The sequence below is a fragment of the Neisseria sp. P0009.S007 genome (assembly GCF_051962515.1).
This window is the reverse complement of the sequence record NZ_JBQCVF010000010.1, coordinates 17,183-31,497: the sequence shown is the minus strand read 5'-3', so window position 1 is coordinate 31,497 and position 14,315 is coordinate 17,183. Positions and strand designations below refer to the sequence as shown.

General features: G+C 54.0%; 12 protein-coding genes. 6 read left to right on the top strand and 6 right to left on the bottom strand.

Going from position 1 to position 14,315, the window contains the following annotated elements; all coding sequences use genetic code 11:
• Positions 1-191: 191 nt before the first annotated feature.
• The 4 genes from dksA to ACTHS3_RS02450 form a co-directional block, all read right to left on the bottom strand.
• Positions 192-608 (bottom strand): RNA polymerase-binding protein DksA, encoded by a 417-nt coding sequence (gene dksA, locus ACTHS3_RS02465; RefSeq protein ID WP_004519243.1) that lies wholly within the window; start codon positions 606-608, stop codon positions 192-194.
• Between the two features lie 233 nt (positions 609-841).
• Positions 842-1,399: a YggT family protein gene (locus ACTHS3_RS02460; protein WP_004519242.1), complete on the bottom strand. Its 558-nt coding sequence runs from the start codon at positions 1,397-1,399 to the stop codon at positions 842-844.
• A 2-nt stretch (positions 1,400-1,401) separates the two neighbouring features.
• Positions 1,402-2,199: a pyrroline-5-carboxylate reductase gene (gene proC, locus ACTHS3_RS02455; RefSeq protein ID WP_004519241.1), complete on the bottom strand. Its 798-nt coding sequence runs from the start codon at positions 2,197-2,199 to the stop codon at positions 1,402-1,404.
• 76 nt (positions 2,200-2,275) lie between these two features.
• Entirely contained in the window at positions 2,276-2,971 is a 696-nt protein-coding gene (locus ACTHS3_RS02450; protein ID WP_070624835.1) for a YggS family pyridoxal phosphate-dependent enzyme, read from the bottom strand.
• Between the two features lie 117 nt (positions 2,972-3,088).
• On the opposite strand from ACTHS3_RS02450, the gene ACTHS3_RS02445 reads away from it, so the two are divergent.
• From ACTHS3_RS02445 to yccS, 3 genes are all read left to right on the top strand, one after another.
• A complete protein-coding gene (locus ACTHS3_RS02445) occupies positions 3,089-4,135 on the top strand; it encodes a type IV pilus twitching motility protein PilT (RefSeq protein WP_004519239.1) in 1,047 nt (348 codons plus the stop codon).
• Between the two features lie 86 nt (positions 4,136-4,221).
• Entirely contained in the window at positions 4,222-5,451 is a 1,230-nt protein-coding gene (locus ACTHS3_RS02440; protein ID WP_039861910.1) for a PilT/PilU family type 4a pilus ATPase, read from the top strand.
• Between the two features lie 165 nt (positions 5,452-5,616).
• A complete protein-coding gene (gene yccS / locus ACTHS3_RS02435) occupies positions 5,617-7,758 on the top strand; it encodes a YccS family putative transporter (protein ID WP_440367044.1) in 2,142 nt (713 codons plus the stop codon).
• A gap of 95 nt (positions 7,759-7,853) precedes the next feature.
• Here the strand turns inward: yccS and ACTHS3_RS02430 are convergent, their stop codons facing one another.
• Positions 7,854-9,032 carry a phosphoglycerate kinase gene (locus ACTHS3_RS02430; protein WP_036493913.1) on the bottom strand — a complete coding sequence of 393 codons (1,179 nt, stop codon included), beginning with the start codon at positions 9,030-9,032 and terminating at the stop codon, positions 7,854-7,856.
• A gap of 195 nt (positions 9,033-9,227) precedes the next feature.
• On the opposite strand from ACTHS3_RS02430, the gene ACTHS3_RS02425 reads away from it, so the two are divergent.
• From ACTHS3_RS02425 to ACTHS3_RS02415, 3 genes are all read left to right on the top strand, one after another.
• On the top strand, positions 9,228-10,577 hold the full coding sequence (locus tag ACTHS3_RS02425) for a M16 family metallopeptidase (RefSeq protein ID WP_070587823.1): 1,350 nt from the start codon (positions 9,228-9,230) through the stop codon (positions 10,575-10,577).
• Between the two features lie 58 nt (positions 10,578-10,635).
• The gene (locus tag ACTHS3_RS02420; protein WP_039861906.1) at positions 10,636-11,934 is read left to right on the top strand and encodes a M16 family metallopeptidase; all 1,299 of its coding nucleotides are present in this window, start codon (positions 10,636-10,638) and stop codon (positions 11,932-11,934) included.
• Positions 11,935-12,065: 131 nt separating this feature from the next.
• A complete protein-coding gene (locus ACTHS3_RS02415; protein ID WP_004519228.1) occupies positions 12,066-12,425 on the top strand; it encodes a DUF2628 domain-containing protein in 360 nt (119 codons plus the stop codon).
• 78 nt (positions 12,426-12,503) lie between these two features.
• Here the strand turns inward: ACTHS3_RS02415 and glmS are convergent.
• Positions 12,504-14,315 (bottom strand): glutamine--fructose-6-phosphate transaminase (isomerizing) (gene glmS / locus ACTHS3_RS02410; protein ID WP_440367040.1); only part of this gene is annotated, 1,812 nt, incomplete at its 5' end.

The window sequence follows — 14,315 nt, the reverse complement described above, 5'->3', positions numbered from 1 at the left end:
ACAAAACCAGTCAACACATTTCACAAAATTATTTTCTGAAATTTAATCACTTCCCTGTTTTAACAGGGTTTTTATTTTATAAAAAACTCCAGCAACCTTCCTACACAATCCATACATACAAAAAAAACACAAACTAAAGGCCGTCTGAAATGCTCTTTCAGACGGCCTTTTGAGGTTTCTATATCTATATTTTAGTCGGCGAACTGTTTTTTCATTCGTTCGCGTCGCTCTTGCGCTTCTACGGACAATGTCGCGGTCGGACGTGCCAGCAGGCGCTTGAGGCCGATGGGTTCGCCGGTATCGGCACAGAAACCGTAATCGCCTTCGTCAATACTGCGGAGAGTCGCTTGCACTTTATTGAGAAGTTTACGCTCGCGATCGCGGGTGCGCAGTTCTAAAGCGTATTCTTCTTCTTGAGTAGCTCGGTCGGCTGGATCGGGAGCGGATTCGTGCTCTTGAAGATGGCCGGTAGTGGTGTTTGCATTTTCAATCAGTTCTTCTTGCATTTTAACCAGTAGTTCGCGGAAGAAGGCCAATTGGTCGCTGTTCATGTAGTCCTCTTCAGGACCATCCCAGTTTAAAATATCTTGTTCTGTCAGCTTTGCCATGGTGTCTGCTTTCGGTTTGTTGTTAATGATTTGGATGCTACGGGTTTGCTTTTATTGGGTTTTCTTGAATTTCCGTTTTGGAAATTGGGCGAATCATATCATGTTTTACCTATTCATTTGTTCTTTATATTTCGATTTGCACTTTTTTGCACTACCTTACGCCTAAATATATTAATACGCTTTTTAGGACGTTGTATTTTTGGTCGTTAATACCTGCTGCGCTTTCAGACGGCCTATTGAAGCAAACATAGGTTGGTTTGCTGGATAAGTTGGGGAAACCATCGGGCCAGCCACAACCATAATAAGAGTGCCAACAGACTGCCTGAAAAATCGTATCGTCCTGCGCGTAAGAAGGAAAATGGTTTGAGCAATGGCTGCAGAATTCGTTCGATGGCATAAGCCAACGGGGAATAGCGGCCCTGTATGCTGCTCACCATTCTAATAATCAGACCAATAAGTAATGTATAGGCCGCGGCTTTCAGCATATGGAGTGCGGCAAACCAGAAGTTTGCCAAAATCAGCTTATTGCTGATGGACAGCGCCGGCGAGATGAAAATAATGGCGGTACAGGCAAGGTAGTACACCAGAAAACCTGCGGGCAGGCAGTACCAATCGGTTTTCTCGCCGGATGGGAATGCTTTTTGCCAAGGTTTGGTCAGCCAGCCTGTTGCCTGTATGCTGAATTTGAGCAGGGGGTGTTCTGCTGCCAATCCTGCGTATCGGAGCAAAAAGCGCGTGATACACAGGATGGCAATAGCGTCTGCCAATAATAAGAGCAAGTCGCCGCGCATGTTCAGACGGCCTTATATTGTTGCGCCATTTCTTGCGAACGTTTGACGCAGGCTTCTACGCCCTGTTCGATGGCTTCGGCAACGTGACGGGCTTTGAAGGTTTCGATGGCTTCGTGTGTCGTGCCACCTTTGGAAGTCACGTTTTGCTGTAATTGTGCAAATGCTTCGCCGGTCTGTTCGGCCAAAGCCACTGCGCCTTTAAATGTAGCAAGGCTCAGTTCGCGTGCGTCTTGTTCGTTGAAACCTTGTGCCAAAGCCGCATTTTGGAGCGCGCCCAAAAGATAGAAAACATAGGCGGGGCCGCTGCCGCTGATGCCGGTAATATTGTGGAGTTGATCTTCCTCGTTCAGCCAAACGGTTGTACCGACAGAGCGCATGATGCCGTCGGCGGCTGTACGGTCAGCTTCTGAAACGCCTGCATCGGCAAACATACCGGATACGCCTAAACCGATTTTGGCCGGCGTATTGGGCATGATGCGCACGATACGGCGTGTGCCGCCCAGATACTGGCTGAGGGTATCGATGGACAAACCTGCCGCTACGGACAACACCAGCGCGCCATTCAAACGGATGTTTTGACAGGCTGCCTGCATGTCTTGCGGTTTAACAGCGAGAATGAGGACATCGTCCGCACTCAATTCGGGCAGGTTTTCAGAAGTGGCTACGCCCAATTCTTGTACCAGTTGCTCCCGTCTTTCGGCGCCGCGTTCGACAATGTGGACACGATAGCCGTCTTGTTTGACCAAACCGCCTGCAATGGCAGTCGCCATATTGCCGCCGCCGAGAAAATAGATATTCATATATATGTCACTCCTTTGTGATATCGATCAAGCCGTCTGAAACTGCTGTCTGCCCTGTTCAGACGGCCTATTACTTTTATTGAGGATAATGCCGCTTGCCGAAAATCGCGCTGCCGATGCGGACATGGGTTGCGCCGCATTCTACCGCGATTGGCATATCTCCGGACATCCCCATAGACAAAACATCTGCTTCGACGCCTGCCGCGTTCAACTCAGCCAACAGCCGCTGCATGGTATGAAACTGGCTGCGCAACTCATCATCGCTGCTGTCGGCCTTGGCCACACACATCAATCCGCGCACTTTAATATTCGGCAACTTGGCCACTTCAAGGGCCAGCGCAACCGCTTCAGTGGGCGCTACGCCGTGTTTTGCTTCTTCCGCGGCAATGTTCACTTCAATGCACACCTGCAACGGCGGCATTTCAGACGGCCTTTGTTCACTCAAGCGCTGCGCCGTTTTCAGACGGCCTATCGTATGCACCCAATGTGCGCGTTCGGCCACAAATTTGGTTTTATTAGACTGCACATCGCCGATAACGTGCCAAACAATATCCGGCAAATCGGCCAGCGTTTCCGTTTTTTCAAACCATTCCTGAATATAGTTCTCGCCGAAATCGCGCTGACCGGCCGCATACACTTCGCGAATATCGTCTGCTGGAAACGTCTTGCTGACCGCCACCAGCTTCACCGCATCCGCAGACCGTCCTGCAGCCTCAGCCGCCTGTTCAACCGCCCGGCATACGTCCTGATAGTTTTGTTGCAATACCGACATGGTTTTCTCCTTTAACCCGTTCATCACTCGGCATTTTGAAAATTTTACTTGGTCGAACGGATTTATCTATTTAAAATAAAGCGATTTTATTATTCTAAACCAAAACAAGGCCACATTATGCAGATTACCGACTTACTCGCGTTCGGCGTGAAAAACAAAGCCTCCGACCTCCATTTGAGTTCGGGCATTTCCCCCATGATACGCGTACACGGCGACATCCGCCGCATCAACCTGCCCGAGATGAGCTCGGAAGAAGTCGGCACCATGATTACCTCGGTCATGAACGACCACCAGCGCAAGCTCTATCAACAGGATTTTGAAGTCGATTTCTCATTTGAGCTGCCTAATGTTGCCCGTTTCCGCGTCAACGCCTTTATGACCGAACGCGGCCCGGCCGCCGTATTCCGTACCATTCCGAGCACCGTCCTGACGCTGGAAGAATTGCGTGCGCCGCGCATTTTCCAAAAAATTGCCGAAAATCCGCGCGGTTTGGTCTTGGTAACCGGCCCGACCGGTTCGGGTAAATCCACCACGCTGGCGGCGATGGTCAACTACATCAACGAAACCCAACCGGCCCACATTCTGACCATCGAAGACCCGATTGAGTTCGTCCATCAAAGCAAAAAAGCGCTCATCAACCAGCGCGAGCTGCATCAGCACACCCACAGCTTCACCAACGCCCTACGTTCCGCCCTGCGCGAAGACCCAGACGTGATTTTGATCGGTGAGATGCGCGACCCTGAAACCATCTCCCTCGCCCTGACCGCCGCCGAGACCGGCCACTTGGTTTTCGGCACGCTGCACACAACAGGCGCCGCCAAAACCATCGACCGTATTGTCGACGTATTCCCTGCAGGCGAAAAAGAAATCGTGCGCTCCATGTTGTCCGAATCCTTGCGCGCCATCATTTCCCAAACCCTGCTGAAAACCCGCGACGGCAACGGCCGCGTCGCCGCACACGAAATCCTGATTTCCACACCGGCCGTGCGCAACCTCATCCGCGAGAACAAAATCGCCCAAATCAACGCCGCCCTCCAAACCGGTCAGGCCCACGGTATGCAAACCCTCGATCAAGCCCTGCAAACCCTTGTCCGCCAAGGCACCATCAGCCCCGAGCTGGCACGCAGCAAGGCGCAAAACATCGAAAACCTCTCTGTTTTCTAAACCATACCCAGGCCGTCTGAACCCCATCATCCCGTTTTCAGACGGCCTTTGAGCCTGACCGAATACCCGTTTTAAAGAGAATCATCATGAGCGACCTCGCCCCTCTGCACGACCTGTTAAGCGAAATGGTGCAAGCCTACTCACAAAAAAACCAAGCACCGCACATCCCCACCCCGGCCGAAATCGGCACACATCTTCATCCCCTGCTCGACCGCATGTGTGAAGAGGCCGAAAAACGCAACGCGTCCGACATCTTCATCAGCGCAGGCTTTCCTCCTGCCATTAAAGTCGGCGGCACCCTCACGCCCATGCCCCACAAAGCGCTGACCGGCGCGGACACCGCCGCCATCGCCGAATCCACCATGAACCCCGACCAACTCGAAGCCTTCAACCGCGACTGGGAAATCAACTATTCCGTCCAATCGCGCAGCAACACACGCTACCGCGTCAACGCCTACCACGAGCAAGGCCGCGTCGGCATGGTATTGCGCCGCGTCAGCCAAGACATTCCCGAGATGAAAACCCTCGGTTTGCCCGAAAAGCTCCAAGAGCTTGCACTCGCGCCACGCGGCCTGCTGATCCTCGCCGGCCCGACCGGTTCGGGTAAGTCCACCACCATGGCCTCCATGCTCAACTACCGCAACCAAAAGCTGCCCGGCCATATCGTCACCATCGAAGATCCCATCGAGTTTATCTACAAACCTTGCCGCAGCATCTTCACCCAGCGCGAAATCGGCATCGATACCGACAACTGGAAAATTGCCGTTCAAAGCGCCATGCGTCAAGCACCCGATGTCGTCTGTATCGGCGAAGTCCGCAGCGAAGAAAGCATGGAATACGCCCTTCAACTGGCTCAAACCGGCCATCTGTGCGTTTTCACCATCCATGCCAGTACGGCCTCCCAAACCATCGAGCGCATTATCAACTTCTATCCGGAAGACCGCCGCCAACAAGTTTTGATGGATTTGGCGTTAAACCTCGTCGGCATCATCGGCCAACGCCTCACCATCAAGAAAAACCGCCAACGCACGGCCGTTACCGACCTCCTGCTCAACACTCCGGCCATGCAGGACCTGATTTTCAAAGGCGAATTGCTGGAAATCCGCGACCTGATGGCACGCTCCGGCAGCAACGGCATGCAGACGTTCGACCAAAACCTCTTCAACCTCTACGCACAGGGCCAAATCGAACTCAGCGAAGCCCTGCGCCAAGCAGTTTCCGCCAACGATTTGCGCCTGCGCATTCAAATGCACGACGAGGGCAACAATACCGAGCGTCTCTACGACCGCATCAGCGACCTCAACCTGATGACCTGATGGCGCAAGCCAAAAAAGGCCGTCTGAACAAATGTGGAAACGAAATCAAGTATTTCCCCGTATCCGTTCAGACGGCCTTATCCTATTTCAAACATTCTGAAACCGACTGAAAATCCTGTTAAAATCCAATCATTCACCTCATAACGAATAATAAACAACACCATCATGAACACTCCGCCGCTCAAACCTCTGATCATTGCCTCCCTGCCCGTCTTCGCCAGCGTGTTCATCGCCGCCACCCTCGTTTGGCACTTCAACACGCCTAAGCTCGTCATGCCCTTCGTACTCGGCATTATTGCCGGCGGTTTGGTCGACTTGGACAACCGCCTCACAGGCCGTCTGAAAAACATCGTCATCACCGTTGCCCTGTTCACCCTCTCCTCACTGCTTGCCCAAAGCACCATCGGCACAGGCGTTCCCTTCATCTTGGCCATGACCCTGATGACTTTCGGCTTCACCATCCTCGGCACCGTCGGCCTCAAATACCGCACCTTCGCTTTCGGTGCGCTCGCCGTCGCCACCTACACCACGCTGACCTACACACCCGAGACCTACTGGCTGACCAACCCCGTCATGATTCTGTTGGGCACTGTCCTATACAGCGTCAACACCCTGATCTTCCAAATCATCCTGCCCCACCGCCCCGTCCAAGAAACCGTTGCCAACGCCTACGACGCACTCAGCAACTACTTCGATGCCAAAGCCGACTTTTTCGACCCCGACGAAGCCGCATGGTTGGGCAACCGCCAAATCGACTTGGCCATGAGCAACACCGGCGTGATTACCGCCTTCAACCAATGCCGCGGCGCACTTTTCTACCGATTGCGCGGCCAACACCGCCATCCGCGTACCGCCAAAATGCTGCGCTACTACCTCAGCGCGCAAGACATGCACGAACGCATCAGCTCCGCCCACGTCGATTACAGCGAAATGGCCGAGCAGCTCAAAAACACCGACCTCATCTTCCGCATCCGCCGCCTGCTCGAAATGCAGGGTCAGGCATGCCGCAACATTGCCGCCACCCTGCGCAACAACAAACCCTACGCATACAGCAAACGCCTCGGCCGCGCCATGGAAGGCTGCCGCCAGTCCCTCGGCTATTTTGCCGAGACCCACGCCGACAATGCCAACCTCCACAATATCCGCCGCCTGCTCGACAACCTCAGCAGCGTCGATTACCAACTGCGGCAACTGCAAAACGATGCGTCCCTTGCCGAAAACGACAACACCGACACCCGCATCGCCGCCCTTGAAAACACCAAGTTCCGCAATATCGGCGAAACCGTCCTCAGCCAGCTCAATTTCGAATCCGGCGTCTTCCGTCATGCCACCCGCCTCTCCATCGTCGTGGCCGCGGCCTGCATCATCGTCGAAATCCTCCATCTCAACCTCGGCTACTGGATTCTGCTGACCGCCCTTTTCGTCTGCCAACCCAACTACACCGCCACCAAAAGCCGCGTGTACCAACGTATCGCCGGCACGATTCTCGGCGTGATTGTTGGTTCGCTCGTCCCCTACTTCACCCCGTCCGTTGAAACCAAGCTTTGGATTGTCATCGCCAGCACCACCCTGTTCTTCATGACCCGAAGCTACAAATACAGCTTCTCCACCTTCTTCATCACCATCCAAGCCCTGACCAGCCTTTCGCTTGCCGGTTTGGATGTGTACCACGCCATGCCCATCCGCATCATCGACACCATCGTCGGTTCCGTTATCGCATGGGCCGCCGCCACCTACCTCTGGCCCGATTGGCGTTACCTCACCCTCAGCCACACCGCCGCCCAAACCATCACTGCTAACGGCCGCTATCTCGATGCCATCCTCGACCAGCTGCAAAACGGCAGCCGCGATGATGTCGACTACCGCCTCACCCGCCGCCAAGCCCACGAAAGCACCGCCGCCCTCAGCAGCACCTTATCCGACATGAGCAGCAACCCGAAAAAATACCAAGACCGCCTGCAAGACGGTTTTACCCTGCTCAAAACCAGCTATGCACTGACCGGCCACATTTCCGCGCTCGGCGCATACCGCGACCAGGTTCATCACGACGGCAGCGATACCTTCGCCCCATATGCCCGCCTGACCCACCACATCGCCGAACTCCTCAAACAAATGCCGCAGACCGAACCGACCACCTTCGATGCAAGCATCGAAGCCATCCGACAGGAGTTTGCCGATTTGGAACAGACCGACAAAGAGCAGTCCCAACAAAACCAAATCCTCAAACACCAGCTCGACCTCATCATCCGCCAACTTGCGCCGTGTTATCAGGCATTGCACAGACAGTCGGATACGCAAACCGCCTAAACCGATAACACATTTCAACAAAATAAATAAGGCCGTCTGAAACCTGATTTCCAGATTTCAGACGGCCTTTATTCAGCCATCGAGATTAAAACCGATTATGCGCCGCGTTTTTCCAAAGCGGCTACGGCAGGCAACTCTTTGCCTTCCAAGAATTCGAGGAACGCGCCGCCGCCGGTGGAGATGTAGCTGATTTGGTCGGTCACGCCGAATTTGGCAATCGCCGCCAAAGTGTCGCCGCCGCCGGCAATCGAGAACGCATCGCTTTGGGCAATCGCTTCGGCCAATACTTTGGTACCGCCGGCAAATTGGTCAAACTCAAACACGCCGACCGGGCCGTTCCATACCACCGTACCGGCAGCTTTGAGCAGCTCGGCCAAAGCAGCGGCGGATTTCGGGCCGATGTCCAAAATCATGTCGTCTTCGGCAACGTCGGCAATGTCTTTCACCACAGCTTCCGCATCAGCGGCAAAGGCTTTAGCAACAACCACATCGGTCGGCAGCGGAACAGAGCCGCCTTTGGCCGCCATTTTCGCCATGATTTTTTTGGATTCTTCCACCAAATCGTGTTCGGCCAAAGATTTGCCGATGGCTTTGCCTTCTGCCAGCAAGAATGTGTTGGCAATACCGCCGCCGACGATCAGTTGATCAACTTTGTCGGCCAAAGATTCGAGGATGGTCAGTTTGGTAGACACTTTGCTGCCGGCAACGATGGCAACCATCGGATGAGCCGGTTGTTTCAGGGCTTTGCCCAAAGCGTCAAGTTCGCCCGCCATCAACACGCCGGCGCAGGCAACCGGTGCGGCTTGGGCAACGGCTTCAGTCGAAGCTTGGGCGCGGTGGGCGGTACCGAATGCGTCGTTGACGAACACGTCGCACAAAGAAGCGTAGGCTTTGCCCAGCTCCAAGTCGTTTTTCTTCTCGCCTTTGTTGATGCGCACGTTTTGCAGCATCACGACATCACCGGCGTTCAAAGTCGGTTTGTTTTCACGCCAGTCGTTCAATACTTTCACGTCTTTGCCCAACAGTTTGCCCAAATGCGCGGCAACAGGCGCCACATCGTCTTCAGGATGGAATTCGCCTTCGGTCGGACGGCCGAGGTGGGTCATCACGATCACAGACGCGCCGTTGTCCAAGCAGTATTTAATGGATGCGAGCGAAGCGCGGATACGGGTGTCGTCGCTGATGTTGCCGTCTTTGAACGGTACGTTCATATCGGCGCGGATCAGAACGGTTTTGCCTTGAACATTTTGTTCGGTCAGTTTCAAAAATGCCATGATGATTCCTTTGTGATGGTTGGAAACGGGAATGTTTGGGATTATCCGCGAATGAGGCGCGACGGTAAAGATTGGCAACGGCCGCGCTTGATGTGAATCAGCAGATAAAGCCGCAGGCCGTCTGAAACATTCGGCCAATCTTTGCAGATTTTCCGCTATACTTTGGCGATTGATTTTCATTTTACGGATTGAACCATGTTACGCCGAATTGCTTTAATGCTTGCCTTCGCGCTGCCTGCCGCCTCATGGGCACAGACGCTTTCTGAAACCCTGCCCAACGGTCTGAAAATCATCGTCAAAGAAGACCACCGCGCGCCTGTGGCCGTTTCGCAGATTTGGTACAAAATCGGCAGCGTGGATGAAAAACCGGGCAAAAGCGGCCTGAGCCACGCTTTGGAACACATGATGTTTAAAGGCACGAAAGACGTTCCCTCCGGTGAATTCAACCGCCGCGTGTCCGAGCTGGGCGGACAAAACAATGCCTATACCAACCGAAATGAAACGGTGTATTACGAAAACGTCGCCGCCGCCAACCTGCCCGAGATTCTGAAGCTCGAAGCCGACCGCATGCACAACCTCAACTTCAGCGACAAAGAATTCCTCAACGAGATGAACGTCATCCGTGAAGAACGCCGCCTGCGCACGGAAGACACAGCCGACGGCAAAATGTGGGAACAAGCCTATCTTGCCGCCTTTACCCAACCGTCCATGCGCGCCTCCGTCATCGGCTACATGAAAGATTTGCACACCCTAAAAGCCGACGACTTGCGCGCGTGGTACAAACAATATTACGCGCCCAACAATGCCGTATTGGTCATTGTCGGCGATGTCGATGCCAAACAAACGCTTCAGACGGCCGCCAAACTCTTTGGCGATATTCCGGCCAAAGCCCAGCCGCCGCGCAACAAACTCCATACCGAACCCTATTTGCGCAAGCCTGTTACGGTCAAAGCCACTTCTCCGGTTACACACCAGCCGCTGATTGCCATCAACTTCCGTGTGCCGAAACTCCAAAAACTCGATGACACGATGCCTTTCGCCCTCGACATCCTTTCCGATATTTTGGCAGGCAACGCGTCCAGCCGTTTTGATAAAAACCTCGTGCGCGGCAAGCAAACCGCATTGAACGCAGGAACGCATTACGACATCATCAGCCGTGAAATGCCGCTGTTCAGCGTCATGGCTATGCCTGCCGAAGGCGTGAAAACCGATACTCTGATTGCCCAGCTGCGCCAAGAAATCAAAGACATTGCCGACAACGGCGTTTCCGAAGAAGAATTGCAGCGCGTCAAAACCCAGGCAGCGGTCAGCGAAATCTACGCCAAAGACTCCATGTCTTCCCAAGCCTCCATGATGGGCCGCCTCGAAGCGCGCGGTTTCCAATATACCGACGAACAAGAAATCCACCGCCGCTTGCAGGCAGTCAGCGCGCAAGAAGTACAGGCCGCCGCCCAGATGTTGACCGACGATCGCATGAGCACCGTCATCATCGAGCCGCAAAAACCTGCCGCCGCGCCAAGCAAAAAAGCTGCCAAACGCCGATAAACATCAGGCCGTCTGAAAGCCCATACCCTTTCAGACGGCCTTAACAGAAAGCCACAACATGAAACCCACCCTGCTCGCCCTTGCCCTACTCCTGCCCTTAAGCGTCCAAGCCGCCACCGACATCCAGCGCTGGCGCAACCACGACGGCACCCAAATCCTCCTTGTCGAACGCCACGAAAACCCCATCATCGACCTTGAAGTCAGCTTCAAGGGCGCAGGCAGCGTCGCCAATCTGGACGGCAAAAGCCAAGTTGCCGAATTTACCGCCGCCCTTCTGACCGACGGCACCCAAGAACTGGACGAAGAAGCCTTCAATGCCGAAGCCGACAACATCGGCGCACAAATCAGCAGCGACAGCAATGCCGAAAGCGCATCCGCAGGCTTCCGCAGCCTCAGCAAAGCCGACATCCGCGACAAAGCCGCCAACTTGCTCAACCACTCGCTGACCCGTCCGCGCTTTGACGAAGCCGTTTTCCGCCGCCGTCAAATCCAATCCATTACCGGCTTGCAACAACAGGAAACCACCCCCGACTACACCGCCACGCGCGAACTGACCAAGCTCATCTATCCGAACCACCCCTACGGCAGCGGCGCAAACATAACCGTCGACAGCCTCAAACAAGTTAGTCTGGACGACATCCGCGCCTTCCACCGCACCCACTACGGCAAAGACAACGCCATCGTCGCCATCGTCGGCGACCTCAACCGCAAACAGGCAGAGCAACTGGTCGAGCTCGTCCTCAAAGACCTGCCGGTCAAAGCCACTGCAACCCACGCCATCCCTCCCGTTTCCAAACAAACCGCTCAACGCCGCGACATCCCCTTTGCCGGCACACAGGCACAAGTCCTGCTCGGCACCTCCCTCATCAAACGCCATGACCCCGACTACTACGCCCTCGTTGCCGGCAACTACATCCTCGGTGGCGGCGGTTTCGACAGCCGCCTCATGAAAGTTTTGCGCGACCAACACGGCTACACCTACGGCGTATACAGCAGCCTCGCCCCGGCGACAGAAGAAGGTACGTTTGCGGTTTCCTACTCCACCCAAAAGAAAAACACCAAAGCCTCACTGGCCGACACCCAAGCCGTCATCGAGCAGTTTATCGCCGAAGGCCCGACCGAAGCCGAGCTGAAACAGGCCAAAGCCAATATCGTCGGCGGCTTCCCCCTGCGCTATGACTCCAACGACAAACTGCTCAACTACCTGAGCCTGATCGGCCTCTACGACCTGCCCAACGACTACTTGGAAGCCTATCCCAAAGCCATCAACAGCCTGACCGTCGAACAAGTCCGCGACGCATGGCAACGCCGCATCAAATTCAAAGACCTCAACACCGTCGTTGTCGGTGCAGAATAAAACGCTTTAAAACAACAGGCCGTCTGAAAGATTTTTCAGACAGCCTGTTTTCTTAATTATTCAAATCGTTTATGTTATCGTGATACAATCACTTGTTTTTTCAATTTTTGATCGTAAAAGGAATATATTTTATGAAAACTTACAAAATATTCAAAAATCCGACAGGTCAATATGAAGCTGTCAAACAAGGTTGGTCTTGGCCTGCATTTTTCTTTGGCGGCATCTGGGCATGCGTGAAAAAAATATGGGGCTTGGGTATCGGAATCTTTGTTGTATTTATAATTTTGAATTTAATCGCCGGTGACAATCAGGCCATGGGAAGCCTTGTCAGCGCACTTGGCTTCGGTGTAGGCATTGTACTTGGCTTACAAGGCAACAAATTGCGTGAAGGAAATCTGAGAAAACGTGGCTATCAAGAAGCGCCTAAAGTCATTCAGGCCAGCAATCCTGAAGCTGCTGTTGCACAATACATTTCTGAATACGAAAAATAAATCGGATTCTTAAAATGAAAAGGCCGTCTGAAACCCAAATCTCAGGTTTCAGACGGCCTTTTTTAACCGGTCAATTACTTATTCAACCGTTACTGATTTAGCCAAGTTGCGCGGTTTGTCCACATCTGTACCGCGTGCAAGGGCGGCGTGGTAAGACAGGAGTTGCACGGGGATGGTGTGCACAATCGGCGAGAGTACGCCGACGTGGCGTGGGGCGCGGATAACGTGCACGCCTTCGGTGGCGTTGAAGTTGCTGTCGAGGTCGGCGAAGACGAAGAGTTCGCCGCCGCGTGCGCCGACTTCCTGCATATTGGCTTTCACTTTGTCCAACAGGCTGTCGTTCGGGGCAATCACGACAACAGGCATGTTCTCGTCCACCAAGGCCAACGGACCGTGTTTCAGCTCACCCGCAGGATAAGCTTCGGCGTGGATATAGGTAATCTCTTTCAGCTTCAATGCGCCTTCAAGGGCGATTGGGAAGTGGATACCGCGACCCAAGAAGAGTGCGCTGGTTTTCTTGGCAAATTTTTGCGCCCAAGCGGCGATTTGTGGCTCAAGGTTGAGAACGTGCTGAATGCTGCCCGGCAGTTGACGCAATTCTTCAACGTATTCACGCGCCTGTTCATCGGAAACCAGACCACGTTGTTTGCCCAAGGTAACGGCCAAGCCGAACAGGACAACCAGTTGGGTCGTGAATGCTTTGGTAGAGGCAACGCCGATTTCTGCGCCGGCGCGTGTGTACAGTACCAATTCGCTTTCACGCGGCAGGGCGGATTCCATCACGTTACAAATAGACAGGCTGTGTTTGTGTCCCAAGGATTGCGCGTATTTTAGGGCTTCCATGGTGTCCAAAGTTTCGCCGGATTGGGAAATGGTGATGACCAATTGTTTCGGATCGGCAATCACGTCGCGGTAGCGGTATTCGCTGGCGATTTCCACGTCGGTCGGCACTTTGGCGATGGATTCGAACCAGTATTTGGCGGTCAGCGCGGCATAGTAGGACGTACCGCAAGCAAGAATTTTGATGCTGTGGATATCGTCGAACACTTCGCGGGCGTTGGCGCCGAAGTTTTCAGGTTCGAAGCCGCCATCAAGGAAGACTTCGGCGGTATCGGCGATGGCGCGGGGTTGCTCGTGGATTTCTTTTTGCATGAAGTGGCTGTATGGGCCCAACTCCAAAGAAGCCAGAGACAATTCGGATACTTTAACCGCGCGTTCGGTTTGCGCACCGGTTTTATCGAGCAATTTTTCGATACCGTTTGCGTTCAACAGGGCGATGTCGCCGTCTTCCAAGTAAGCGATGCGGCGGGTAAAGGCGATCACGGCGGATACGTCGGAAGCGATAAAGGTTTCTTGGTCGCCCAAGGCTACCAACAGCGGGCAGCCCATGCGCGCAACAACCATTTGTTCAGGGTTGTCTTGTGCGATAACGGCAATGGCGTATGCACCATGGAAACGGGCAGTCGCAGCTTGGACGGCTTCAAACAGTTTGCCGCCGTTTTGTGTGTATTCGTGGTTGACGCTGTGGGCGATGACTTCAGTATCGGTTTGCGATTCGAAGGTGTAACCCAACGCTTTCAGGCGTTCACGTTCGGCTTCAAAGTTTTCGATGATGCCGTTGTGGACAACCGCGATCATGCCGCCGGAAATATGAGGGTGGGCATTAGGCTCGGTTACACCGCCGTGGGTTGCCCAACGGGTGTGGCCGATGCCGATATGGCCGAACACGCCTTTTTCGCGTGCCGCATCTTCCATCAGCTGCACGCGGCCGACACGGCGGACGCGTTTGATTTTGCCGTCCATGTTGACGGCGATACCCGACGAATCGTAGCCTCGGTATTCAAGGCGTTTGAGACCGTCGGTCAGAAAATCGACTACATTGTGATTGGC